22 protein-coding genes, 1 tRNA gene and 1 pseudogene are annotated in these 24,007 nt (G+C 56.2%); 11 read left to right on the top strand and 13 right to left on the bottom strand.

Annotation, left to right across the window (positions count from 1 at the left end):
* Nucleotides 1-110: 110 nt before the first annotated feature.
* The 11 genes from I6N89_RS14555 to I6N89_RS14505 form a co-directional block, all read right to left on the bottom strand.
* Entirely contained in the window at nucleotides 111-815 is a 705-nt protein-coding gene (locus tag I6N89_RS14555) for an ArdC family protein (RefSeq protein WP_236016638.1), read from the bottom strand.
* A gap of 331 nt (nucleotides 816-1,146) precedes the next feature.
* Complete coding sequence (locus tag I6N89_RS14550; protein WP_207019157.1) at nucleotides 1,147-3,060, bottom strand: AAA family ATPase; 1,914 nt, start codon at nucleotides 3,058-3,060, stop codon at nucleotides 1,147-1,149.
* Nucleotides 3,047-3,568 carry an ABC-three component system middle component 5 gene (locus I6N89_RS14545; protein WP_207019156.1) on the bottom strand — a complete coding sequence of 174 codons (522 nt, stop codon included), beginning with the start codon at nucleotides 3,566-3,568 and terminating at the stop codon, nucleotides 3,047-3,049. The genes I6N89_RS14550 and I6N89_RS14545 overlap by 14 nt, the downstream gene beginning before the upstream one ends.
* Entirely contained in the window at nucleotides 3,565-4,134 is a 570-nt protein-coding gene (locus tag I6N89_RS14540) for an ABC-three component system protein (protein ID WP_207019155.1), read from the bottom strand. The genes I6N89_RS14545 and I6N89_RS14540 overlap by 4 nt, the downstream gene beginning before the upstream one ends.
* A 315-nt stretch (nucleotides 4,135-4,449) precedes the next feature.
* On the bottom strand, nucleotides 4,450-5,652 hold the full coding sequence (locus I6N89_RS14535) for a GIY-YIG nuclease family protein (RefSeq protein WP_207019154.1): 1,203 nt from the start codon (nucleotides 5,650-5,652) through the stop codon (nucleotides 4,450-4,452).
* Entirely contained in the window at nucleotides 5,645-7,696 is a 2,052-nt protein-coding gene (locus I6N89_RS14530; RefSeq protein WP_207019153.1) for a pseudomurein-binding repeat-containing protein, read from the bottom strand. Before I6N89_RS14530 ends, I6N89_RS14535 begins: the two co-directional genes overlap by 8 nt.
* 1 nt (nucleotide 7,697) lies before the next feature.
* The gene (locus I6N89_RS14525) at nucleotides 7,698-8,561 is read right to left on the bottom strand and encodes a hypothetical protein (protein ID WP_207019152.1); all 864 of its coding nucleotides are present in this window, start codon (nucleotides 8,559-8,561) and stop codon (nucleotides 7,698-7,700) included.
* Complete coding sequence (locus I6N89_RS14520) at nucleotides 8,558-11,281, bottom strand: class I SAM-dependent DNA methyltransferase (protein ID WP_207019151.1); 2,724 nt, start codon at nucleotides 11,279-11,281, stop codon at nucleotides 8,558-8,560. The genes I6N89_RS14525 and I6N89_RS14520 overlap by 4 nt, the downstream gene beginning before the upstream one ends.
* Nucleotides 11,282-11,887: 606 nt before the next feature.
* On the bottom strand, nucleotides 11,888-12,652 hold the full coding sequence (locus tag I6N89_RS14515; RefSeq protein WP_207019150.1) for a hypothetical protein: 765 nt from the start codon (nucleotides 12,650-12,652) through the stop codon (nucleotides 11,888-11,890).
* Nucleotides 12,653-12,897: 245 nt separating this feature from the next.
* Nucleotides 12,898-13,227, bottom strand: coding sequence for a hypothetical protein (locus I6N89_RS14510; RefSeq protein WP_207019149.1), 330 nt, complete (start codon nucleotides 13,225-13,227; stop codon nucleotides 12,898-12,900).
* A complete protein-coding gene (locus I6N89_RS14505; protein ID WP_207019148.1) occupies nucleotides 13,227-14,153 on the bottom strand; it encodes a hypothetical protein in 927 nt (308 codons plus the stop codon). The genes I6N89_RS14510 and I6N89_RS14505 overlap by 1 nt, the downstream gene beginning before the upstream one ends.
* 102 nt (nucleotides 14,154-14,255) lie before the next feature.
* Here I6N89_RS14505 and I6N89_RS14500 point away from each other — a divergent pair, with 102 nt between their 5' ends.
* From I6N89_RS14500 to I6N89_RS14470, 7 genes and pseudogenes are all read left to right on the top strand, one after another.
* On the top strand, nucleotides 14,256-14,552 hold the full coding sequence (locus I6N89_RS14500; RefSeq protein WP_207019147.1) for a hypothetical protein: 297 nt from the start codon (nucleotides 14,256-14,258) through the stop codon (nucleotides 14,550-14,552).
* Nucleotides 14,553-14,590: 38 nt separating this feature from the next.
* Nucleotides 14,591-14,746, top strand: coding sequence for a hypothetical protein (locus I6N89_RS14495; RefSeq protein WP_207019146.1), 156 nt, complete (start codon nucleotides 14,591-14,593; stop codon nucleotides 14,744-14,746).
* 69 nt (nucleotides 14,747-14,815) lie between these two features.
* Nucleotides 14,816-16,462, top strand: coding sequence for a type IV secretory system conjugative DNA transfer family protein (locus I6N89_RS14490; RefSeq protein WP_207019145.1), 1,647 nt, complete (start codon nucleotides 14,816-14,818; stop codon nucleotides 16,460-16,462).
* 14 nt (nucleotides 16,463-16,476) lie between these two features.
* A complete protein-coding gene (locus tag I6N89_RS14485; protein ID WP_207019144.1) occupies nucleotides 16,477-16,677 on the top strand; it encodes a hypothetical protein in 201 nt (66 codons plus the stop codon).
* A 51-nt stretch (nucleotides 16,678-16,728) separates the two neighbouring features.
* A complete protein-coding gene (locus tag I6N89_RS14480; protein ID WP_207019143.1) occupies nucleotides 16,729-17,034 on the top strand; it encodes a hypothetical protein in 306 nt (101 codons plus the stop codon).
* 236 nt (nucleotides 17,035-17,270) lie between these two features.
* Nucleotides 17,271-17,600: a hypothetical protein gene (locus I6N89_RS14475; protein ID WP_207019142.1), complete on the top strand. Its 330-nt coding sequence runs from the start codon at nucleotides 17,271-17,273 to the stop codon at nucleotides 17,598-17,600.
* Nucleotides 17,601-17,626: 26 nt separating this feature from the next.
* A pseudogene (locus I6N89_RS14470) lies at nucleotides 17,627-18,619 on the top strand (recombinase family protein); the annotation flags it as partial.
* A gap of 550 nt (nucleotides 18,620-19,169) precedes the next feature.
* Here the strand turns inward: I6N89_RS14470 and I6N89_RS14465 are convergent.
* Nucleotides 19,170-19,244 (bottom strand) — tRNA-Thr (locus I6N89_RS14465).
* 99 nt (nucleotides 19,245-19,343) lie between these two features.
* Here I6N89_RS14465 and I6N89_RS14460 point away from each other — a divergent pair.
* The 4 genes from I6N89_RS14460 to hisD all read left to right on the top strand — a co-directional run bounded on the left by I6N89_RS14460 (nucleotide 19,344) and on the right by hisD (nucleotide 22,651).
* Entirely contained in the window at nucleotides 19,344-19,502 is a 159-nt protein-coding gene (locus I6N89_RS14460; RefSeq protein WP_207019141.1) for a hypothetical protein, read from the top strand.
* Between the two features lie 3 nt (nucleotides 19,503-19,505).
* Nucleotides 19,506-20,777 carry a UDP-N-acetylglucosamine 1-carboxyvinyltransferase gene (gene murA / locus I6N89_RS14455; protein ID WP_207019140.1) on the top strand — a complete coding sequence of 424 codons (1,272 nt, stop codon included), beginning with the start codon at nucleotides 19,506-19,508 and terminating at the stop codon, nucleotides 20,775-20,777.
* Entirely contained in the window at nucleotides 20,774-21,238 is a 465-nt protein-coding gene (locus I6N89_RS14450) for a DUF2948 family protein (protein WP_207019139.1), read from the top strand. The genes murA and I6N89_RS14450 overlap by 4 nt, the downstream gene beginning before the upstream one ends.
* A gap of 111 nt (nucleotides 21,239-21,349) precedes the next feature.
* Nucleotides 21,350-22,651, top strand: coding sequence for a histidinol dehydrogenase (gene hisD, locus I6N89_RS14445; RefSeq protein WP_207019138.1), 1,302 nt, complete (start codon nucleotides 21,350-21,352; stop codon nucleotides 22,649-22,651).
* Nucleotides 22,652-22,663: 12 nt separating this feature from the next.
* Here hisD and I6N89_RS14440 read toward each other — a convergent pair whose 3' ends face one another.
* On the bottom strand, nucleotides 22,664-23,971 hold the full coding sequence (locus I6N89_RS14440) for an alpha/beta hydrolase (RefSeq protein WP_207019137.1): 1,308 nt from the start codon (nucleotides 23,969-23,971) through the stop codon (nucleotides 22,664-22,666).
* Between the last annotated feature and the right edge of the window lie 36 nt (nucleotides 23,972-24,007).

Genomic DNA, 24,007 nt, shown 5'->3' with positions numbered 1-24,007 from the left:
TCAGGCTGGCCGCCGCCAGCTCTTTGGTAAGCGCGGCGGCCAGCCTGAAAACTGCCTACCGTCAACGCCTGTCACCCATCCTACGGCAAGGTGGCATGCGGTGCAGACTGTCAAGATAAGGCAACCAGTTCTTCACGGGCATAGCCTTCATCACCCCATGTCTTGCGGCCAAAGTCGCGGTCAAGACGGCCTTTGTGCTTGGTCCAGTGGATCAGCTCATGGGCAAGGGTCGCATAATAGGCCTCGGGGCTCCGGAAGGCTTCAAACACCGGCATCCGCACGTGATCGGTTGCACCGGTATAGTGCGCGCTGTTCCCACCATGACGGATATCAGCACCGGTCGCGGCGAAGAATGCATCGGCATGTTCGATCCGCTCTGCCGGATCAATCACCGGCTCGGGCTTTGCATAGTAATGCTCGGGCAGGCCTTCAATCTGTTCGACGTTGAAAACGGTGTAACCCTTCATGAACGGGATTTGCCGCTCTTCCTCCGATCCGTCGTCTTGTTCCTCGGTCTTGGTGATGGTGTTGGCATAGACCACCAGATTGCCGCGCTCGCCTTTCTTGACATGGGCGTCCAGTTCCTTCGCCTGCTTGAACGTCATCCAGAACGGGGAAAGATAACCGCCCTCGACGGCTGCGCCCCACAGCATCAGCACATTGATACCGTTATAGGGCATGCCGTTGTGCCGTAGGGGCTTGGTAATCCGTCCTTCCATGTTGCCCGCGCTCCAAGGCTTGAGCCATGTCAGCTCGCCTTGCTCCAGATCGGCAATGATTTTGTCGGTGACTTTCTGGTAAACATCCTTTTTCATTTGTTTTTTCTCCTTTGATTGGTTGCGCATGCAACCGATCTGCCCCTCTGGCGAAGAGAGGGGGGAAACCGTCCAGACCGCGAAGGTGCGAGGGGTATCACCCGTCCTGCACGGGCTAACGGCCAGGAAGGACGGGGAGACGCACCAAAGCGCCCGAAGCCTTAGCGAAGGGCTTGGTCTTGACGGTGGATGGGGCCGCCAGGCCCCCAAACAAGAAGGAATGTCAGCCGGTCACGGCTGGCCGATGATGCGCAAGGGATGGAAGCCTTTGGCCGAGACTATAGGCTCGGTTCACGACAGCCCGGCCCGAAGGGTGCGCCAAATTCTGAGCCTATAAAAAATTGAGTGTGCCACTGTCTCGCGTCGAGAACTTCCCGACAAACACGTCATCCTCAAGTTCGGGCGAAGGCATTGCAGTTGCCAAGATAATTTGGTGCTCGACCTCGGTTTCAGTAGAAATACGAACGACTTGATGTTGGAAATTGTGGCTTCGTTCCTGCTCCATCCCTTTGTCCTCCGTGATATCAATCATCAGAAACCTTGGATGGCGAAATTTTTCGTCCTCAAGGGCAGCAGCTAAGAAGCCGACGAGGAAAGATGTTTTGAGAACAACGCGCGAACTTGCAGAGAAATAGGTGTGATCATCCACTGTGATAGTATTCTTTGCAAACGAGAAGTCTACACGTTGAGGGTCCTCAAAAGAATCTTGCCTTTTTAAGTCACCCTTTAGCATCTCTATTGTCTTCTTCTCTATCGCGTTCCGTGCAGTACGAATTCTGCTGGTTTGACTACGCTTCAGCGCATCAATCCGTGCTTCAAGGTCTTTCAGTTCCTCATCCAGAGAGGCTTTGCGCGCGGACAAATCCCCGATGCGGTTTGCCAGCTTCAGTTGCTCGTCGGTATCTTCGATGGATTTGTCAATGTATCCAAGCTTTCGGTGCAGCTCTCTAATTTTTTCCCTAACTTTGGACGTAGGCAAAACGCGCAATTCTTGAAGCTCTTTGGCCTTCAGTTTCCATTCACCTTCAGTGGTGCTGTACTTGGCTTCAAGCTTCTTTAGGCGCTCTCGTCTTACTTCCTGAAGCCTTTCCGACTGCTTAATCTGGATGGATAGATCGTTGATTAATCCTACGATGCGATCCTGGGCTCTTTCCGCGTCAAGAGGCGTTTTGCACAAGTGGCAGGCGGCAACGGAGTCGTCCTGTTCAAGTATTGCGGCGTAGCAAGAGGGGCACGTCGCAAAATGTACCGTCTCCACCAATGAAGATGCCAAATCGGCATCCTTGAGTGCTTCCAATCTCCGATGAAGTGTCATTATGAAATCGTCTGAGTCTGCTATCTCAAATTCAACAGCACCAATAGCTTCCCTTGTATTCTGTAGTTGCTCTTGAAGCCCTTGAACCTGCTTGAAAACCGATTTCTGTGCGCTGATTGTGATTTTTTCGCTAGACTGCTTCGCGTAAAACTCTTCCTCGGCTGAAGCGATTTCCTTCAGAAGCTCCTCTCTTTCGGATATGAGTGATTTCTTTTTCTGCTGAACCCATTCAAGGCCAAGGCTTTCATCTCCGCCGACCACCCGAAAAATGCTACGGAGTTCGGCTGAAGCATCGGAGAACTCTTTTTCCCGAACCTTGCGGAGTTGTTGTAGCTCGTAGATTTCCGTATCGAATGCACCGCACAGAAGATTGCCGACTGCCTCCCGCAAATTTTCGGGGTCGTAGCCTTCGAACCGAAAGAGGCTTTCTATAGGGCTGAGCTGGTCGGCGTACAGTAGCCTAAGTATCTGATGAATTGTAATGCTTGAGGTTCCCTCGACGGCAACATCGGGCATTTCTAGTAATCTGAAGATCGCCTGGGAAAAGCTCTCTTTGTTCTTCGACCTCGCATAAGGATACTTCACCCACTCTTCGATGGGTGCTTTCTCGGCATCTTCAAACCTACCGCCAAAAATTTCCATGGGAGACTGGGAGTTGACGTCGATTTCGCGGCGAAGGACTGCGGGACGCCCGTTGAACTCCACCTCAATCCAGACATAATCGCATTTTAGAGCGTGCTCACTCCAATCATCCTTGTCGAGGTCGCCACCAAGGCCGAAAAAAATGAAATTGAGTATGGTAGATTTTCCGGAAGAGTTATCGCCCCGGACCACGTTCACGCCCTCATGAAAAGCCTCGTCATAGGCAATCGAAGATCGCCGTTTGACCAAAATCCGTTTCACAATCATGCAGGGATCAAACCGAGTCATATCTAAACTCCAGTAGACCTGTCCGATCTTTTAGGCCGCTTCTACCCAGCAGTGGGTAGCGCTCGTTGAGTGCGCATAGGATTTCGATAACGTCTCGCATACTATCGTTCAGTTCGTCGCATCGCTTCTTCAGGTCAGCGGGAAGCTCTTTTTGAACAAATTCAATCTGATTGTTTTTCCAAGCATCAGCGGAAAGCACTTGAGCTTCGACCAAAGAGCTTGCCGCTGCCCGCTGAAATGGTTCCATTCTTGAGAAGATTGAGACGTCGTCCGGTAGCTCGCCGTATGGCTTGCGGCTTTCATAGGACTTGCTCACTTGCCGCCAGCTTCGATCCGAAGCAATGAAGGACATATTCTGAATTCGAAACGGGAACAGCAAATAGAAATCGAGAATGCGCAGCATGTCGATGTGGGTTTTTCCAGCGAGTTTGCATCCCTGCCAAAGGCGCAAGAATCTGAACGTCGCGTGATACGGATCAAACGCTTCATTGTAAGTGAGCTGCATCATTTCTTCACCAATGGGGGATGATGCCAGCGAATAAAGCATTGCTCGGCGAGCCAATAGATCATGCCAAGGACAAGATTGTGATTGATGGCTAGCAGGTCGTCCCCGCACTCTTCTACAATAGGATTTACAATTCTCTCAATCACCAAAGCATTGACGGAAGCCTCGGAAATTTCAGGTATCTGCGGATAAATTACTTGTGTGAACTCAATTTCCGCTTTGGCTAGGATGTGCGAGAAGATAAGTTGAGCGGACGAGTACATGGTCCATCTCTGGAGAAGTTTGGCAAACATCTCTTTCTTCTCGATGGCGTCATCGTATTGATCGCACTTTCCTGCAACGGCAAGTTTGCTTTCGAGGCCAGTAATTCCATCTACCGCGCGGCGCGAATGGTAACGGGCGAGTTCATCAATAATATTTTGAGTTTCCTCGTCATTGTCATACTGCTCTTGGAGCCTGATCAGCAATTTTTCGATCTTGCCTTTTGGCGCAGCATTGTAGTTCGTGACCTTGTCACGCCCGACAATGTCTCCGCCTGCTGATGAATGCTGCTGACTTACCTTGTTCATTAATTAGATCGAATAGTGATTTTAATTCTTCTTGTCTCTTCCGACGATATCACCCCCGGCACTGGACTTTGACTGGTCCACGGTTGTACCGCTTCCGTTCGTGCGCATGTTCTTTGTGAACTTCAGGGTCAGAAGAGCGCCGCCAACGGCGCCAGCAACAAGGCCTCCCAAGAAGTTCAAGACATCAAACGTTAGTCCCTGCATGTTCGCCCCTTTCATAACTCCACGAGATACTGGAATATTTCCGTTTAAAATACAATAGGTTGCATTGTCTTTAGTTGACATTTGTACATTCTTTGGAGAATGAAACCGCCGTTAATTCTTTCCATCTGACCGATCCCGTAGTGATGCAGTGCTTGGATCATAAGCGTAGTTTCGTATCGACCCGTCCTTGATCCTGTCGACGGCCTCATCGATGACGTGGAGCGGCACAAGGAACCACTCACGCGGCACAACGGGATTACCAAAACGATCCTTGATCTCGATGTCGAGTTTTGCGGAAGCAAAAATGCGATGGATCAAGTTTTCCAGCTTGGTGCGGTTGATGTTGTAGAGCTCATAGGTCGCGACCACCTCGACATTGGCCATGAGGAATGTCGGCTGAAGGTGTGCACCAGCGATACGCTTTTCGACGCTCATATTCGTAACGCCGATTTTGTGCACGAGATCGCGGTTCTCAGCGACGAGCGGTAGCTCGGACTTGCTCCGCAGTACGTAGATCGTGCCGCTGGCCTCGTCACCATCAATGGTCTGGTCGGTAAAGAGCGGACCAGCGGTCGGCTCGGTGATCCGTCGTCCGGCATCATCCTTGTTCAAAGCCCGCTGGAGCGAACGCATGAGCATGTTGCTCTCGGTGCCGTTGTCAAAGATGACGCGCAGCCGTGCGTCGGTGCGGCCCTGATCGGTGAGTGTCAACTCTCCCATATCAGCGATATAGGCTTTTTGACCGCCAACGATGAAGAAACGGCCTTTCTCGATCTCGGCCTTCATCTCGAAGGGACGGGTTTCGCGCATACCCGTTTCCAGCTCCTTCTGGATTTGCTCGAAGAGCGGCTTGAACTTGTCGAAATCCTCGCAGCGCTGACGGTTCGCGACTTCCTCGGCAGCTTTTTTCTCGGCGCTAGGCCGAACATGACGAAGCTGAGTGATTTCTGATGTTTCGGCCTCGACCCCGAGTTCGGCAAGAAGAGCGTCATCATCCAAATCGTCGGTCGGCTCGGCAGCTGTAGAGGCTGCCCCTGACAAGAGGCCTTGCCGATCAAGCGATTCGACCAGCACCCGGCATTCTTCCAACTCGCGTATGCGTTCGAGGCGCACAGCGTAAAGGCGCTCGAAGATATCTTTGTCTTCGCCGTGTTGCGGCGGATAGCCATGCTCGTCGACAAAGCGTTGGATTTCTTCGAAACCTGCAATAATGCGCTCTTCGCGCGGGGTGCGGGCGGCGACCTTCTTCTGTTCGATCTCTACGCCAAGCTCCGCGAGCAAAGCGTCATCATCGTCGGTGAACTGCTTAGCCATTAGCAGCCTCCACCTTCATTCGGGCCAGGAAGGCCACGCCTTCGGCCATCTTCTTCTCCCAGGCATCCGGTGAGGTAATTGACGGCAAACGGCCACGCTCTTGTTTGAACTTCAGAGCACGCTTCGCCAAGTCACGGGCCTCATCGGGGGAAAGTTGCACGCGCTTGGCGGAAATTACAGCGGCCACTTGCTTGAGGCTTTCCTCGCTCATCGTCTTGGCGAGGATCGCATAGGCCTCGCTGAACGGATTGATCCGGTCGATCAGGTCGATATCGAGTTCGCGCACATCCATCGCGAACTTGCGCACTCCGTCAATCAGCGCCGTGTTGCCCGCCGCGAGATCTTCGCTGTCATTTCCAAGTGCGATCTCTTTGGCTTTCTGGGTCAGGTTGAGTGCGGCGATTGCATGCTGGCGCACGGCTTCCTGATCCGCTTCGTCTAGCTCTGGATATTTGTCTTTGACGATTTTGCCCATGCGAACTTGGGTGAGCTCTTCGGGCACAAGCTCTTCATCAAAGAGCCCGCGTTCGATGGTGGTCTTGTCCTGCGCAAAGGCTGCTATCACCTCGTTCAAATCTTGCTGGCAAATGCGTTCGGCTTCCTTGCTTTTGGGCTCGGCGAGACCTTTGATCTCGATCTGGAACTGTCCGCTATCCTCGTTAAAGCCGACATTGCACTCACCTTCCTTGTAGCCGCCCTCACCGTAATCAAAGCCTTCCACTGGCCCGCTGTCGGGCTTCTTGGGAGTGAAATTGAAACGCGGGGCGAGAACCTGCTCCATTAGAAGGCTGGCGGCGATGGCTTTGAGCGTGTCGTTCACAGCCTCGGTCACGGCTTCTTCCGAGGCATCTGGTTCGGCGATCAAGTTGGTGAAGCGGGCGCGAGTCTTTCCTTCCGCGTCACGCGTTGCCCGCCCGATGATCTGCACAATCTCCGTCAGGCTGGCGCGGTAGCCCACGGTCAAGGCGTGCTCGCACCATATCCAGTCAAAGCCCTCTTTGGCCATGCCAAGAGCGATGATGATGTCCACATGATCGCGATTGTTTTTCTGCGCAGGGTCTTTCAGGGCCGCCGATACCTTGTCCCGTTTGGCGGGCTCGTCGTCCACGAGGTCGGCAATCCTTAGAACCTTGCCTTCCGGCGTTTTCACAAGCTGGAAGCCGGTCGCACCATCCGTGCCCTGCCAATCGCCAAGTTCATCAATGATGTGCTCGACTTCGCGGTGCTTGTCCTTGGTGCTCTCGCGGGAATTGACACTCGGGATGTGAAGGATGGTCTTCTCGCCAGCATCGAGCACCTTGAGGATGTCGTCGGCATAAGCGCCCGAGTAGAAAAAATATCCAATATCAAGCTGTTTCAGGTACTTATAGCCATTGAGTTGCTCGTAATAGGTATAGGTGACGGTATCGAACTTCGCTTCGTCATGCGGCATCAGCACAGGCTCGGCATCGCCCCTAAAATACGATCCCGTCATCGCCACGACATGCACCTTGTCGCGGGCGATCAGCTCGGCCAGGTGTGCGCCAAGCTTATTCTCGGGGTTAGCGGAGACGTGGTGGAACTCGTCCACAGCGATAAGGCAATCATCAAAGGCTTCTATCCCGAACTTGTCTACGGCAAAGCGGAAGGTGGCATGGGTGCAGACCAGCGCGCGATCTTCGCTATCAAGGAACGTTTTGACAGCCCCGACCTTGCCCTCGTCACCGCCAGGCGCGTTGCAAAGGTTCCACTTCGGCACTACCTGCCAATCTGTCCAGAAGCCGAACTTGGAAAGCGGCTCATCGGCAAAACTTGATCCGATGGACTTCTCCGGTACGGTGATGATGGCCTTGCGAAGCCCCTGATTGTGCAGCTTATCCAGCGCAATGAACATGAGTGCGCGGCTCTTGCCCGAGGCAGGCGGCGACTTGATCAGGAGATACTGCTCGCCACGTTTCTCATAAGCGCGCTCCTGCATCGGGCGCATGCCAAGCTCGTTCGATTTGGTCGAACTGCCGTTATGGGCATAAGTGACGGAAACGGTGGGTGCAGATTTTTCACTCATATCAAACTGTCTTTCGTTGCTTAAATCGTCTGAGAAATAGGCGCGCCGTGATAAGCGAAACCTGAAGTCTGAAGGTGGCGTCCTCTTCCTCGGACAACCCAGGATGGCCGCCATGCGGATGCATCCTGCTCATCAAGCCTTGCACGTATTGCGGCTTCTGATTGTTCTCGTTCCATTCATTGTATTCGTCCAACAGAAACGGCGGTTCGACCCCTGCACCGAGATAGTCTCGGCGCAATCTGCTGTCATCCTTGCCGCTATAACCCAGAGCATCGGCGATCTCGTTCAAATAGTTTTCGTAGAAGTTGCGCAGCTCTCCATTCGCGGAAGACCATTCGCCCCTCTGAAACGCTGAAAGCGCCTGCCGAAGATGCCCCTTTGCGACTGGTAAGCTCAGCTCATCCAGCAAGCGTTCAACTTCACTGGCAGCTTCCCGAAAATCAATCTCGGGTACATCCTCTGGAAGCATACGGCGCAGCTCATACCGCGTCTCTGTAGCAGGGTCGCCAAACAGTCCTGTACGGCCCGTCGGAACTTCAATTTCGATGAGCTCGAACCCATCAAACCGCAGTCCCGCCACGAGCTTCTTCCATTCAGGCTTTTGTCTGCTGTGCTCCGGCGCGCGGATAGCCGCATCCACCAAGGCGCGCTCAAGATGCACTTCTCCGGCTTCGGTCATGACCTCAGGGTTCAAAGTTGTCGCAATCCTTGACCAGTCCGCAACGCGGGCCGACTTGCTGGTCGATGAAATACCGTACTGATTCAGGTCCCACTGGACTTCCAAGACGGCCATGTCGCTGTGGGAATGGAAGTCTGCAATCACGTCCACTGCGGCGACAATCGTCATCCGGTTGAAACCGCTCATGCCGCCCCCTTCTTGGTCATCTTGGTGTAAAGCTCGAAGAGCTTCTCCAACCGCTCGGTGTCGTTCTTGAAGCGGCGTCCGATATAGATGCGCTCAAGTACCTCATCGTTGCGGTCATGGGCGGCGCGCAGGTCGGCGGGCATCTTCTCGGGGTCGTAGAGATCGGCGATGGTCGCGGGGAAATGCGCCTCGCGCGCCAGAAGGATGTCCTCGGCGCAGCGGGTCAGGTCTTCCTTGTTCTTCTCGGTCAACTTGGGGATAGGGAAGGTGTTATAAACTAGTGTATTTGAGTAGCGTGGATCATCTTTCAACCGGCCTGCAACAGCTTTCACCCAAGCCATGTGCAGTTTGGAAGAGAGCAATGCTAAATTATAGAGTTCTGGATCATAAAGCACTTGGATGCCATCAGTTACAATCGCCGGAGCTTTCAGGACGCCAACCGGCATAAGATCGCGACGATCCGTTGTATGCCGTTGGACAACGATCATAAAAATCTTGGCCTCGTGAACATACCTGAAACGGAAAGGAATTTCAGTAAGGCTTCGAGCGACCTCGCCTCCGCTCCGTCGATAATCAAGAACACGATCAATACGCTCCTTGATTTCAGGAATCTGCTGGGCGTCTTCGACCTGATTATCTCGCACCCAGATACAGTATCTTGGACGCGCTTTCACAAAATCCTCAGCCCCATACAACGGCCGTATGAAATTGCAGATTTCAGGTCTCTGGGAGATCAATCTGTCCATCTCAGGCTTGTCCATAATCAGATTGCCGCCATCAATAGATTGATTTCCAGAAACGAGCTCTGGACGACCGTCCAAAGGCTTGCCAGTTTTTTGGACAATAACGACTGCGTTGTTCGTCAAGTATGGAGATATCGAAGTTGCCATCTTGGCAGTATCACCATCAAATATCGTTTTTTCTTTTGTGGGCTTCCTGGAAAGGCCGACGATCACGCAGTATACAGCAGCATTTCCTTGCGCATTGTTGCTCCATTTAAACGGTCGATGAGCAAAAAATATATCTGAGCTATTTAAGACTTGCCCCCAGAATAGCGGAATTGATTGCCCTTGGCATAAAGAACTTGTTGCAACGAAGGCGGATTTGCAATCAACGTATCGTCCGTAGTCAGTAGATTTGTAAATCCATCCACTTACGTAGTCCAAGCTATTGACGCCTGTGAATTCCGTTAATGTATTTCTTAGATCGGCCTTTTGATCTTTTGTTTGCTCGCGCGCGCCAGTAAATGGGGGGTTGCCACAGATGTAAGTTTCGCCGCCTTCGTTTTCGAAGTCGATCTCGGCTTGATCAAGCGGGGTACTGAACAGATCGTCACCGTGCATCTTTACGCCTGTGCCCGTGGGCGGGCAGATACTAAGCCAATCAAGCCGCAGAGCGTTGCCACAGGTAATCCAGTTCATCGCGTCGAGCGGTAGGAAGTCGCGCAGTGCCTCTCGCTGCCCCCGATAGAGTACGTCGCACTGATATTCGGCGATGATCAGGGCCAGCCGCGCGATTTCGGCAGGAAAGTCGCGCAGCTCGATCCCACGAAAGTTGGTAAGCGGGATTTCGGTTCGCCGATCTGCCTCACCCCGCCGCTTGTTGATATCAGCCTCGATGCTGCGCATCTCCTTGTAGGCGATCACGAGGAAATTGCCCGAACCACAAGCCGGATCGAAAACCCTGATCCGCGCCATGCGATTGCGCAGGTTGAGGAGCTTGCGGGGATTGTCCCCTGCCTCGTCCAGCTTCTCGCGCAGATCATCAAGGAAGAGCGGGTTCAGCACCTTCAGGATATTCGGTACGGATGTGTAGTGCATCCCAAGCGCGCCGCGTTCCTCGTCATCGGCAACGGCCTGGATCATCGAGCCGAAGATGTCAGGGTTGATCTTCTTCCAATCGAGATTGCCTATGTGGAGAAGGTAGGAACGGGCAATACGGGTGAAGCGCGGAACTTCTGTGCTGCCTGAGAAGAGTTCCCCGTTCACATATGGGAAGTCATTCGCCCAGCGTGCGATCTTCTCGGCCTCGCGATCTTCGCGCTTGGTGTTCATGGCGCGGAAGAGCTCGCTTATGATCTCGTGGGTGTTCGAAGAGTCGCTTGCGCTCATCTTCTCGATGGTTGCCGTGAACAAGTCGGGCTTGAGGAAGATGTCGGTATCTTCGGCAAAGAAGCAGAAGATCAGCCGCGCCATGAAATGGTTCATTTCGTGGCGGCGCTCGGAACTGCCCCATTCAGGGTTGGTTTTCAGGAGCTCAACATAGAGTCTGTTGAGCCGTCCGGTGGCCTTGATGTCGAAGGCGCTTTCGCGGATTTGCTTGACGGTGCTGATGCCAGCGAGCGGCAGGAAAAACCCGAAATGGTCGGGGAAATCCTTGTAGGCGCAAGCGACGGTTTCTCCACCGATCAGGTCTTCCGCTTCGAAGTCGTTTCCATCCGTGGCCACAATGAACTTGGCCTTGGCTTTCGTGGTCGCTTGGCTGGCTTTGAGCGCGGCGAGCGCCTGCGAGACCTCGCCTTCAGGGCAGACTTTGAGGTGGATGTTGTTGGTCTGGAGCACGCCGCCAAGATCAGACTTGTTGGATGAGCCGCTGCGCAGGCGCTTGATGGTCGTCGCCTTGTTTCCGAAGGCCTCCAAGAAGGCATAGGGAAACTCCTGACCGTCAAAGGGCTGTTCGGCCAACTTGGAGATGGCTTCTTCGATCTCGACTGCGTTCACTTGCTCGGGCTCCTACCTTTTTGACCAAGGTTATCAGCTTGGATAGTGCTGTGCACCCTGAGTCGCACAAGATGTGGAAATATCCACAGGACGCCCTCCAACCGGCGCGTGGTTGGTCCCGCAGAAGGCGTCTCCATGACATGGCGTGCATCCAACGCCGCGTGAGCGTTGGTCAGGTGTCCAGAGGCCTCGAAAGGTCTTGGTCAGGGTTCCACAGGGGCAGGAACGCCCCTTGGTCGATGGGATGGGTCCAGCGGAAGGGCAGCTATGAAATGCTCCCTTCCATGGTCTCCATGAAATGGTCATGGGGGTATCGGGGGTAGCAGGAACGCTCCCCTGATTGGTGATGCAACGGCCAGACGGTGCGAGTGGTTTCAAGGGGCGCGATAGCCCTTTGATCGATGGGTTTGGGAGAGCAGAAGTCTCCCATGAGTGTTTGACCGGCGATACGGTCTTCTGGCTCTGGAATGGGTTCAATGCCCTGGAAGAGCCAGCAGCCGGAGGGATGCAACGGGAGCGCGCAGCGGGCTCCCTTGCCAAGATCGGTGTGGTACTACCACACACATCTTGCGTTCGCTCTAAACCTTCAAAGCCATGCACGAGAGGCTACAAAGCTAATGGTTTGGCCGGGTCCATTTTCCAGTAGTCCAAAGTTGCCAAAACTTCGTCCCGTGGGTAGTGGGGTCCAGCGTTTTGCAGATCGTTTTGTATGGCCTTCCAACGACGCTGCGCCGTTTTTCTGATATCGGCGTTGATCTTCATCACGCCTTTCGGCTCAGAATTGCCGGGTTTTCGTGGCCAGCTCTCTGGGTAGTCCTGCCAGTCGCTCCAACCGTCCAATAGTTCGTTGGATTCGGTTTGTGTTTCATGATCGCACTGCCAGCCATAGGTGTTGCGGGCGCAAATACGCAGCATTGATTTTACTTCCGGCATGGTGTCAGTGAACGCCTTCAGTGGCGTCGGCAAAAGGACCATATTGGCCACGCAAGAGAAGAAGCGACGGTCCTGCACGACAGCATTGGCCACTTGATACTTCGCATCGTCAACACCCCATAGGTGGCAGCACGTCCAGCCATCACGCCCATCCGACCGAAGCCCGAGCGCATGCGTCAGCGCCTTGTTTGCGTATAGATTACCCTCCTGTTTATGGACACTGTTCCCTGTTGTTCGGTTGGTGTTCATTTGCGGTTCGGACCAGTTCGATTTGAAGAAGTACACGCGTCGCGCATATTCAGGATACCAGACGGGCAGCAAGGCAAAGGTTTGCGGATCAACCCATCGCGCCGTGCGTTCGATCAAGCGCATGACTTCTTCGAGTGATAGCTCGGCCATTAATGCATCAAGGCCGTTGGGTAGGTTTATTCTGCTCATAACTCTTGCAGAGTTTAAGGGGTGGGCGAGGTTTCACGAAGACAAATTTGTAAAGTGATTGCCATTTCTTGTGGGCAGTGAGGATAAGCCGTGCTCGATCCGGTTTCCATACTTGTACGCATCACGAATACTGGCATCTTCCACCTCTCAGATGCTTCAGCGCTGTGCGAATGTTTTTGGGGCTTGGAAGGGTTGATGCGGGTGGATCTCTACGCGAACACCTATACTTCTGTCGCATACTGAGATTATGTCCACCATTCCTTAGGATACATGGCGCTATCCAGGAGTTCATAAATGTCGGTGTAGTTCTTTGCTAAAGCGTAATCGATTGGAAGATGCCCGCTTAAACCTCGCTCCCATACATCAAGATCAAAGTTATGAAGAAGTTCGAGTAACACGTTGATTGAGCCATAATTGGCGCACATTTGAAGGGCAAACATCCCCTCATAAAACACCTCGCTAGGGTTCTCTCCTCTATCGATGGCCGCCCGAAATAAGAGCAAATCGTCCCTGAGAATGGCTTGCACCAATTCCTTTGGAGCCATTCTAGCCGGGGCGCTCTTTACTTCGTCCATCAAATAAATCCATGCCCGCAAGCATCGAAGGCACGATCAATGTCCTTCGATGAAATTGGAGTAAATCTAGCGAGAAAAGAACTGTGTTTTCGACGCGTACCTGGCGTCAAATGGCCTTCAAAACTGTCGCCGCCCAACGTAACTTGCAGCTCCTTTTCGAAAGTATTAAAGCAAAACATATTTGCATCTTTGATGCTTGTATTTCGCGTACACTCTCGCTTGATATCCGTTCGGGTCACATACAGCACACCCCTCACCGGCCTGAAGCTATCATAGTCTTGCAAACTATTAGCGACATCGATGAGGGCAAAGTAGGCCTGCCACAAGTTGGCATGCTTGACATACCAACTGGCCCTATCCATTTCCTTCTCTCTATCATTCATATTAATCGGAACTATGATTACATCAGCGCAAACGACGCGATTTGAGATTCCCGTTATCCTGAGAAAGCAACGATAATTTGAATTTGGCGCGACCTTCGATGCCATAGTTACATTCTCGTAAAATGGTTTGCCGATTTGATTCCCACCATCTGCCTGCCAAATTTCAAAAATGTCAGCAAGCCCCTTCGAAGTGCGTTCAATCTGCTCGGTTTTCAAGAGTTCGCGCACATGTGTGCCAAACTCTCCGACCAAAAGACGCCTGACAAATCGATCTATAAACTGAAAGGCACCGTCCCTCGGCTCATTTCCTTTTTTTAGCCAATTCTCAAGGTGTTGCCGTTTGAGCCAGGCCTCAAGCTCTGCTTTCGGAAACTCAGGATCTTTGTCAGCGCAAGCATCAAAGATCGCGTTCCATAGTCGGGTAGCACCAAAGGATTGGGCGGTCTTCTCTTCCTGAACCGAGATGTAGACCTCAACGATCTTGCGACATGTGAGACGCCAAGATGGGGGGTACTTTGTGGTCGGGTGAAGACTCTTGTCCATGGATGCAAGCAGCTCTTGCGTTCAAAACTACGGGATTAATGCTTTTCTGTTCTGTGTTGGCGGTAGTGAGCCACCATTCAGAGGCTGAAGAGGATCTCACCGATGAGTTTATATCACGAAAATCCTAAGAGCGGTAGCTCTGACCCGAATGACTTTGTCGCGGTTATAGCGGGTCTGGGCGCAGCCTTCCTGTGGGCCAATCCGCTGTTCGAGTTAACGCAGGAGACCTTTCGGCACATAGCCGTGAGCAACTACGGCTACGACATGCTCGAAGCGTTTGAGCTCGCCTACCGGGTTTTCCTCCACATCTCGATCTTCGCCATCACCCGCGTCGCCACCCGGTTCGCGCTCGCTGCGATCATCACGGCGCTCGGCTATCGGCTCGCGCTTTCACTCTAAATGGAACCCCTCAGAAAATGGAAAGGAGGTGAAAAAAGATGCCGCGTATTACTGAAGAAAAGGTTGGTGAAGTTTGGCGCACCCAGGTCGAGAAGACCAATTGGGACAAGTTTGTCGAGTTCGTCAAAGAACTGATGATGGGAATCGTCTGCCTGTTCGTGCTCAGCGCAATCATCGCCGGGATATTTAGCTGAACCTATTCTGGCGAGCTCGAAGGGGCTCGCCAGTTTTTTATCAATTCCAGCAAGGAAATCTCGTGTCATATGTCGCGTTTTCATGAACATCCCTTCGGCTCAGCACGCTTTGCGAGCGATATTGAAATCCGACGTGCATTTCGAAGGCTCGGCGGTGTGCCCTTTGGTTATCATCGGGGGCGTAGGCTCGATCATTCCAAGAGTGCTGGCGCACTGGTGATCGGCGGCGCGGGCTCGGAAAAGTTCGTGAGCGTTCTCTCTCACAGCATGCGGGCACAAGGCCGCATGCACGAACCGGCGCGTTTCGCCTGGCTATCGCCTAAAGGCGAAGAGGCTGCGGTGCTCGGGCCTGGGCTCATCCATCAGGGCGCGCACGTATTCTACGTGAATCCCTACAATCTTCATGGTCTACCCAATCACCGGGTTGATCTGTTCAGCCACTTTAGTGCGAGCTCACCCAGTTTGGTGGCCGATTGCCGCCGAGCAGCGCGCAACTGGATCGTTCAAAGCGGCGGTGGCGATTCCCGCTTCTTTGAACAGACAGGGCAAAACTGGCTGTCGAAGATCATTCGCGGGCTCGTCCACGCCGATGGGCATGTCTCACCGCTCAGCATCGCCGAGACCATCGGCATGATTCAGGCCGCGCCGGAGGCGTGGGACGAGATGGCGGATAGCATTGCTGCGCTCGGAGAGCCGGATTTGCGGATCACTTTCGGCGAGATGCGCGAGATGCGGGAAAACTCCCCACGCACGTATCAATCTGTCATGAGCGAGCTCACCAATGCCGTCGCAGTGATGGCTGATCCGGCGTTACAAAACACCTTTACCGGCGCGGCGCAGGCTGACTTCTCGCTTGGTGTCCTGACCGAGCAAAGCGACCGCCCCGTCTACGTCTTCCTGTTGATGCCAGACGAGTTGATTGCTCAGAACGCCGCGATCATCCGGCAATTCTTTTCGACGCTGCGCACGCTCAAGCAGCGTAAACCGCACGCGCCCACCGTCAACTTGGTTTGTGATGAAGCGGCGCGGCTGGGTAAGTTCAAGGAGATCGAAGAATGGTACGCCATCGGGCGCGGCTTTGGGCTCTCGCCGCTCTGCGTCTACCAAGACCTTGGGCAAATTCGCGAAAACCTTGGTGTCAACGGTGCAGCGACGCTCACGGCCAATGCCGAGCTGGAGCTCTACCTAGGCGGCGGAATTTCTGATTTGGAAACCGCCCAGCATTTGAGCCGCAAGCTTGGCAACCAGACCTTGCATCTGGCTGATCCGCTGACACGCGAGCGTGCAGCGAGAGCCAAGCGTGAGGCCGTTCATGACATGCTGTTCAGCGGGGCGGACCCGATGAAGACCGGTATCGCATTGCGCGGGCTGGAATATGAGATGCGCCATGTCCGGAAGCAAGCCAGAGCGCTGCTCACCCCCGACGAAATTTTGACGATGCCGCGCGATCAAATGCTCGTGCTGGGTTCTGGCTATGATGTGCGTCCATTTCTGCTCCCCAAGAGCAGGTATTTCGAGCGCCGCGACTATGCGGGGCGCTATTTCCCGAACCCGTTTTTTGACCGTGACATGGGATCGGTGCGCGTGCGCACGCGACTGGGTTTTCGGCGGCGGCGCGTCATTCGCGAGGCGGTGCCAGAGCGCTTCAAGGACTTCCCTCAATACGCCAGCGGCGAGTGGAGCTTCATTGAAGGCTACCGCCCCAAACTCAAGTGAGAAGGAGAAGAGTAATGCTGAAATACATCGTTATTTTGCGGAAACCTACAAAATCGCGCGGCAACATGAGCTCCGGTGAAAGGCTTCTTTATGGAGTTGCGTGCTGCATCGCTTTGGCCTGCATCTATCCGGTGTTCACCAACGGAGAACCCTGGATAGCTCTTGGCTTCGCCTTTTCGGCGCTTTGCTGCGGCTACGCTGCCCTTTCTCGCTAAAGGGGGCGATAGGATTCATTGGCGAGCCCTAAGAGCATCCGCGAAGCATTCATGCAGCAGGCGAAGGGCGAGAGTTCTGTCCTGCGTGAAGGCCGCCCCGATCCGAAAGCGCTTGTCGAACGGGGCATCCAGACGCGCGAGAGCATCGACTGGCAGGCCTCGTTACATCCCGAAACTCCGGCTCCGGCGATGCATCCGCCCGATCACTTGGTCAGGCAATCTGCGCTGGAGGCTCAGCGCGAAGAGCACCGCGCGCGGATCAAAAGCCTACGCGAAAACTTCCGTCAGCGCCCTGAAGAAGCGCAGCGCGATTTCGATACAGCCCGCGACTATCGCGGCCCAGAACATGAAAGGTGAATTTGCATGAAATATCAGAGCCATGATAAAATTAAAGTTGAGGGTCAGGGCAATACGCAGGCCCGTAGCGGTCTGCACAGGATCATTGCCCGACATTCGACCCATAATCCGGGGCGCGAGGACCGCGCGTACCAACCGGAATGCAGTAAACCAAAAAATCCACGATCACACGCCAACTCAGCGGGCCAATGGGCCTCGGAGACGACGATCTCGTATGACGAAGGAGGGGTAACGTGATGGATGGGAATGATCACAAGAGCTTGCAGCAGCATTTCGAAGCGGCAGCGGGCAAAGATGGCAAGAAGACGCTAAGCATTGATGTCGAGCGTTATCAGCACATGCTCGATGAGCCTGGCCTGACCGAAGATCAGAAGCGTGAGGCATTAGAGGCGCTGTGGAGCATTATCATCGCCTTTGTTGAGCTTGGGTATGGCGTGCATCCCGTACAGGAAGTCTGTGGAAAAGACGCAAAAGTGCCAGAAGAACAAGACAGGAACGGTCCCGATGCGCTAAACTCTAAGGCAAGTTCACATACGATAGACGATCAAGACGCGCCGCGCTCTTAGGGCGGCGCGAGAAAGGTAGGATTCCGATGGCAAAGGAAAAACCCATTCAAGATACAAGCGCCAAAGCATTGATTTACTGTAGGGTTTCATCAGCAAAGCAGCGCATTGATGGCGGCGGGCTGGAAAGCCAAGAACAGCGGTGCCGCTCTTACGCAGATGAGAAGGGGTACCAAGTTGAGGCCGTCTTTCCTGACGATGTCTCTGGCGGCGGAGATTTCATGAACCGCCCAGGTATGCGGGCTATGTTGGCCTATCTCGATGCACAGGCTGGCAAGCCCTATGTCGTCATTTTTGATGACCTTAAGCGCTTTGCCCGCGACACTGAGTTTCATATCAAGCTCCGCCGAGAATTTGCGAAACGCGGGGCGTTGGTCGAGTGCCTGAACTTCAAACTCGACGATACGCCCGAAGGCGTATTCATCGAGACCATCATGGCCGCACAAGGTCAGTTGGAGCGCGAGCAAAACCGTCGTCAGGTTGTGCAAAAGATGAAGGCCCGCGTGGAGAACGGATTTTGGGTCTTTAGAGCCCCTGTCGGGTATAAATACGTTGCCGCCAAAGGTGGTGGCGGCAAGATACTTGTGCCTGATGAACCGTTGGCATCCGTGGTGCGCGAAGCACTTGAAGGCTATGCGAGTGGGCGGTTTGTGTCTCAAGCCGAAGTGCAGCGCTTCCTGGAGCGTGATCCGTATTTCCCGAAAGACAAGAAGGACGGCACGTTGCGTCCGATGACTGTGAAGCGGTTGCTTTCGAAGGTGGTCTATGCCGGATACGTCGAAGCGCCTAAGTGGGGTGTGAGCCTACGCAAGGGCAAGCATGAAGGCCTGATCAGCTTCGAAACCCATCAGAGAATTCTAGACACGATAGAGGGTAAGAAGCGTCGCCCTGCGGCGCGCAAGGACTATAACGAGGACTTCCCGCTTCGGGGCTTCGTCCATTGCGATTGCTGCGGCAAACCAATGACGGCTGCTTGGTCGAAAGGCTGCCGGAAGCACTATCCATATTATTTTTGCATGACGCGCGGCTGCGAGGCCAAGAGCAAGTCTGTGCCGCGCGCCAAGATGGAAGACAGCTTTGCTGCGATCCTCAAATCGCTACAGCCAACGCCGGGGCTCTTTGAAGTTGCCAAGGCCATGCTGCGCGATGCTTGGGATATGCGCCTCGCCGAGGCGACCAAGGCCAAGGAGGCGCTGGGTAAGCAACTCAAGGACGTAGAACAGCAGATCGAAAAGATGCTCGACCGCGTTCTCGATGCTTCAAACCCAAGGGTCGTAAAGACCTATGAAAGCCGGATCGAAGAGCTGGAACGGCAGAAGTTCATGCTTGCGGAACGTCAGGACAAGATCATTCCACCGAAGGGACGGCTGGAGGATTGTATCGAACTAACGCTCAAGTTCCTGTCAAGCCCTTGGGATATATACGAAAATAGCAGCCACGCTATACGCATGTGCGTGACACGTTTGGTGTTTTCGGAGCCTCTACGATACTGCCCAAATGGGGTGTATCGAACTCCGAAATTATCGTTCCCTTTCAAATACTTAGAGAACGTCAGCGGTCAAAAAAGTGAAATGGTGCTGCTGGAGAGAATTGAACTCTCGACCTCTCCCTTACCAAGGGAGTGCTCTACCTCTGAGCTACAGCAGCGCCGGGGCGCCTTGTCAGCGTGGCGGGTGATTAGACGCAAATCGATTCCGGTGCAAGCGCAATCTGGACGGTTTTTCACCCCTGCTTTAAAGAAGGCGCATGGAGCGCAAGACAGGCAGCCAGAAACCCAAGCCGCAAGACCGCGATACGCGGCTGAAGGCGGCGCTGAAGGCGAATCTCGCCCGGCGCAAGCAACAGGCAAAGGCACGCGGTGCGGCAAAGCCCGCGTCCGAACAGAGCAGTGAAAAGGACCCTTAGGAAATGGATTCCATCCTCGTCACCGGGAACGGCCCGCTTTCCGGCCAGATTCCCATCGCAGGGGCCAAGAACGCCTGCCTGACCCTCATGCCGGCGACGCTGCTCTCCGACGAGCCGCTGACGCTGACCAATGCGCCGCGCCTCAGCGACATCCGCACGATGACGACGCTGCTGCAATCGCTGGGCGCCGAGGTGCAGGGGCTTCAGGACAATCAGGTGCTGGCGATGTCGAGCCACGACCTGACCGGCACCCGCGCCGAATACGATATCGTGCGCAAGATGCGCGCCTCGATCCTCGTGCTGGGCCCGCTGCTGGCGCGGCACGGCTATGCCGAGGTGTCGCTGCCCGGCGGCTGCGCCATCGGCGCGCGGCCCGTCGATCTGCATCTGCGCGCGCTGGAGGCGATGGGCGCCGAGCTCGAGCTGAAAGAGGGCTATGTGCACGCCAAGGCGCCCTCGGGTGGCCTGCGCGGCGGGGTGGTGGAGTTTCCGCTGGTCTCGGTCGGCGCCACCGAAAATGCGCTGATGGCGGCGACGCTGGCCAAGGGCACCACGGTGCTGAAAAACGCCGCGCGCGAGCCGGAAATCGTCGATCTGGCGCAATGCCTGCGCAAGATGGGCGCGCAGATCTCGGGCGAGGGCACGGATACCATCGAGATCCAGGGCGTCGACCGGCTGGGCGGGGCAACCCACCGTGTGGTCACCGACCGCATCGAGCTGGGCACCTATATGCTGGCGCCGGCGATCTGCGGCGGCGAGGTGGAATGCCTCGGCGGCACCATCGCGCTGGTCGAGAGCTTTTGCGAAAAGCTCGACGCCGCCGGGATCTCGGTCGAGGAGACACCGGACGGGCTCAAGGTGTCGCGCAGGAACGGCGCGGTGCGCGCGGTCGATGTGGTGACCGAGCCCTTCCCGGGCTTTCCCACCGATCTTCAGGCGCAGATGATGGCGCTGCTCTGCACCGCCGAGGGCACCAGTGTGCTGGAGGAGAAGATCTTCGAGAATCGCTTTATGCATGCGCCGGAACTGATGCGTATGGGCGCCCGGATCGACGTGCATGGCGGCACCGCCACCGTGACCGGCGTGGAAAAGCTCAAAGGCGCGCCGGTGATGGCCACCGATCTGCGCGCCAGCGTGTCGCTGATCCTCGCCGGGCTTGCGGCGGAGGGCGAAACCATGGTGAACCGGGTTTACCATCTCGACCGCGGCTACGAGCATGTGGTGCGCAAGTTGAGCGCGGTGGGGGCGAAAATCGAACGGGTGAAGGGCGATTGACGGACGCACGGTTTGAAGACGCAGGCGGCGCGCCGCTGAATCTGGGCGCGATGGACCCGGAGGATCTGCAAGTGCTTTCGGCGCTGTTGCAGGACGCGGTGCTGACCGTGGGCGATGTCGCTTTCCAGAAACGCCACCAGCGGCTGACGCTGCTGGTCAACCGGCTGCGCCGCGAGGACGGTCAGCATGTGCAGCCGCCCGAACGGGTGCGGGCGCTGGTCTCGGTCGAGAACGTGCTGGGCGTGTCGAGCCAGGGCGTGGCGCGCGAGGAGCGCGACACGGTGCTGTCGCTGCTCTCGGTCGATTTCGAGCCGGGCGAGGAGGGCAGCGGCTTCGTGGTCTTCACGCTTGCCGGCGACGGCGCGCTGCGCGCCCGGGTCGAGGCGCTGGAGCTGCGGCTGCGCGACGTGACGCGGCCCTACCGGGCGGTGTCGGGCAGGATGCCCGATCACGGCGACTGACGGCCGGCGGCGCGATCTGAGTATTTGAGGGAAAGATGAAAGGGCGGCGGCAGGCTTGAGATGGCGTGGCCGGCGTTCTATGAGCGGCAGGAGCTTGCGAAAGGATCCGTCATGCCCGTCTTTCTCGACACCACCGAATCGGATTTCGAGATCGAGTTCGCCCGGCTGTTGAGCGCCAAGCGCGAGGACAGCCCGGACGTGGACGACACCGTCGCGGGGATCATCGCCGATGTGCGCGCCCGCGGCGACGCGGCGCTGATCGAGCTGACGGCGAAGTTCGACCGGCTGGAGCTGGCGCCCGGCGCGCTGGCCTTCACGCCCGAGGAGATCGACGCGCATTGCGCCGAAGTGCCCGATACCGAGCGCGCGGCACTGGAAAAGGCCGCCGAGCGCATCCGCGCCTATCATGTCCGCCAGATGCCCGAGAACGCGCTCTGGACCGATCCCGACGGCGCCACGCTGGGCTGGCGCTGGACACCGGTCTCGGCGGCGGGGCTCTATGTGCCCGGCGGGCTGGCGAGCTACCCGTCCTCGGTGCTGATGAACGCGATTCCCGCCAAGGTGGCGGGGGTCGAGCGGCTCTGTATCTGCGTGCCCACGCCCGACGGCGTGGTGAACCCGCTGGTGCTGCTGGCGGCAAAAATCGCAGGGGTGGACGAGATCTATCGTATCGGCGGCGCGCAGGCGATCGCGGCGCTGGCCTATGGCACGGAAAGCGTGGCGCCGGTGGACAAGATCACCGGGCCGGGCAACGCCTTTGTGGCGGCGGCCAAGCGGCGGGTCTTCGGCAAGGTCGGTATCGACATGATCGCCGGCCCGTCCGAAATCCTGGTGATTGCGGACAATGACAACGATCCCGAATTCATCGCGCTCGACCTGATGAGCCAGGCCGAGCATGACGAGAGCGCCCAGTCGATCCTGATCACCGACGATGCCGCTTTTGGTCAGGCGGTGGCGGCGGAGGTCGAGCGCCAGCTCGAGGTGCTGGAGCGCAGTGCCATCGCCAGCGCCAGCTGGCGCGATTTCGGCGCGGTGATCGTCGCGCGCGATCTCGACGAGGCGGCGACCCTCTCCGACCGGGTGGCGCCCGAGCACCTGGAGCTCTGCGTCGCCGATCCGCTGGCGCTGTCGAAACAGATCCACCACGCGGGGGCGATCTTCCTCGGGCAATGGACGCCCGAGGCCATCGGCGACTATGTCGGCGGGCCCAACCATGTGCTGCCCACGGCGCGCTCGGCACGCTTCTCCTCGGGGCTCTCGGTGCTGGATTTCCTCAAGCGCACCACGCTGGCGCAGATGTCGCCGCAGGCGCTGCGCGCCATCGGCCCCGCCGCCGAGGTGCTGGCCAGCTCGGAAAGCCTTCAGGCGCACGGGCTGAGCGTCACCGCGCGGCTGCGCAAGCTCAACGAGTAGCTTGCGTTGGCGTCATGCTCCGGGCGCGCGCTTGGGCAGATTTTCCACCGTTTCCAAAAGCAGAACCGCCGCCTCTTCGCAACGATAATAGGCTTCGTGCAGCTTGGCTGGGTTCGATAGCCCGTAGGGGATCTTTGGCTCGACCGGATCCGGAAAGATCGGTTCCACCTGCGCGCCGGGCTCGCCGCCGAACGCTGAGAACTCACGCGGAACGGGCACCTTGGAGGCCATGAAGTCGCGTCTGATCACCACGTCGATCCAGTTTCGGATACGGGGTTCGGCGGTGTAAAGCTTGTAGATCTCGCGCTCGACGAGCTGTTCCTGCTGTGTCAGCAGGCCGAGCGCCGAGCCCCATGTGAACAGCACCACTCCGCTCAGTTTGTCGCCGCATTCTGCCAGCGCATCCAATGCAATGGCGCCGCCCACCGAATGGCCCACCACATAGATCTCGGAATATTCGCCCGGGCCCTCGCCAAGAGTCAGCTGGTCGAGCACGGCACGCACGCGTATCCGGCTCTTGGCACGAATGCCGATACCGTTTTCGCCGAAAACCTCGTCGCGCAGATAAGCTTTTACCGATGCGGCGGTATTCGCGAACTGCTCCAGCACGCCGAAGTTCCAGAGCCAAAGCAGGGCGCCAACCGCGACAGAGCCCAGAATGCCCGGGAGCGCGTCCAGAACCTTGGCAAGCGACCATCCGTCCTGAGCCGTGCGCGTGGCCGCATCGGCGTCGGCTTGCTCGGACATGTTTGCGGGCGCGCCCTCCGCACGCGGAGTATGCTGCGGCATGGACGGGGCCAATGCATCGGTCGGAGTGTCCGGTGGCGCGGAAGAGTCTTCCGCTTCGGCGAGTGCGCTCACCCAGGCAGGCAGATCCACGCCGCCTTCCGATACCGCTTGCAGCAGAAAGACCGCAACCGCCATCCACCACAGCAACAGAAGCAGCGCCGCGACGCCCATGGCGACGGTGGTGCGCGGTGTGTTGAGACCCTGTTTGGAGGCTGCAAAAAATCCGCCAAAGAGCCAGTACCATATCAGCACAAAGCCGCGTTTGAAGCGTTTCCAGGGCGATTCCTGACTCCAGTCCGGCACCAGATCGCCCCAATGCGCTTCGAAAACGTCGATGATCCTGCTCTCGCCACCGTTGCGAGCGGTCGCACTCAGCGATACCGCGCCTTCCGGTACTGTGTCGGCATCCTCGATCTCGCGCACGTCCCAACCTTCCCCGTAGTAGCGCAGGGAGAGGACGAGCTGATCGCGGGCCTGGTGATGTTCCAACCGGCCGAAACCCGGCACGATGACAATGGCGCGGCGCTGCAATGGGGGCCTCCGAAATCTCTTCGTACAATGGTGCCA

The sequence above is a fragment of the Salipiger abyssi genome (assembly GCF_017311415.1).
GTDB lineage: Bacteria > Pseudomonadota > Alphaproteobacteria > Rhodobacterales > Rhodobacteraceae > Salipiger > Salipiger abyssi_A.
Note: the sequence above shows the minus strand (reverse complement) of the source record. Positions and strands in the feature narration are given on the sequence as shown.

Coding starts and splice junctions, on each gene's coding strand:
- I6N89_RS14555 (WP_236016638.1), bottom strand. CDS start 815: ATGAAAAAGGATGTTTACCAGAAAGTCACCGACAAAATCATTGCCGAT.
- hisD (WP_207019138.1), top strand. CDS start 21,350: ATGCCCGTCTTTCTCGACACCACCGAATCGGATTTCGAGATCGAGTTC.
- I6N89_RS14500 (WP_207019147.1), top strand. CDS start 14,256: ATGAGTTTATATCACGAAAATCCTAAGAGCGGTAGCTCTGACCCGAAT.
- I6N89_RS14545 (WP_207019156.1), bottom strand. CDS start 3,568: ATGATGCAGCTCACTTACAATGAAGCGTTTGATCCGTATCACGCGACG.
- I6N89_RS14505 (WP_207019148.1), bottom strand. CDS start 14,153: ATGGACAAGAGTCTTCACCCGACCACAAAGTACCCCCCATCTTGGCGT.
- I6N89_RS14495 (WP_207019146.1), top strand. CDS start 14,591: ATGCCGCGTATTACTGAAGAAAAGGTTGGTGAAGTTTGGCGCACCCAG.
- I6N89_RS14460 (WP_207019141.1), top strand. CDS start 19,344: ATGGAGCGCAAGACAGGCAGCCAGAAACCCAAGCCGCAAGACCGCGAT.
- I6N89_RS14510 (WP_207019149.1), bottom strand. CDS start 13,227: ATGGACGAAGTAAAGAGCGCCCCGGCTAGAATGGCTCCAAAGGAATTG.
- I6N89_RS14540 (WP_207019155.1), bottom strand. CDS start 4,134: ATGAACAAGGTAAGTCAGCAGCATTCATCAGCAGGCGGAGACATTGTC.
- I6N89_RS14530 (WP_207019153.1), bottom strand. CDS start 7,696: ATGAGTGAAAAATCTGCACCCACCGTTTCCGTCACTTATGCCCATAAC.
- I6N89_RS14550 (WP_207019157.1), bottom strand. CDS start 3,060: ATGACTCGGTTTGATCCCTGCATGATTGTGAAACGGATTTTGGTCAAA.
- I6N89_RS14525 (WP_207019152.1), bottom strand. CDS start 8,561: ATGAGCGGTTTCAACCGGATGACGATTGTCGCCGCAGTGGACGTGATT.
- I6N89_RS14535 (WP_207019154.1), bottom strand. CDS start 5,652: ATGGCTAAGCAGTTCACCGACGATGATGACGCTTTGCTCGCGGAGCTT.
- I6N89_RS14515 (WP_207019150.1), bottom strand. CDS start 12,652: ATGAGCAGAATAAACCTACCCAACGGCCTTGATGCATTAATGGCCGAG.
- I6N89_RS14475 (WP_207019142.1), top strand. CDS start 17,271: ATGGATGGGAATGATCACAAGAGCTTGCAGCAGCATTTCGAAGCGGCA.
- I6N89_RS14490 (WP_207019145.1), top strand. CDS start 14,816: ATGTCGCGTTTTCATGAACATCCCTTCGGCTCAGCACGCTTTGCGAGC.
- murA (WP_207019140.1), top strand. CDS start 19,506: ATGGATTCCATCCTCGTCACCGGGAACGGCCCGCTTTCCGGCCAGATT.
- I6N89_RS14480 (WP_207019143.1), top strand. CDS start 16,729: ATGCAGCAGGCGAAGGGCGAGAGTTCTGTCCTGCGTGAAGGCCGCCCC.
- I6N89_RS14485 (WP_207019144.1), top strand. CDS start 16,477: ATGCTGAAATACATCGTTATTTTGCGGAAACCTACAAAATCGCGCGGC.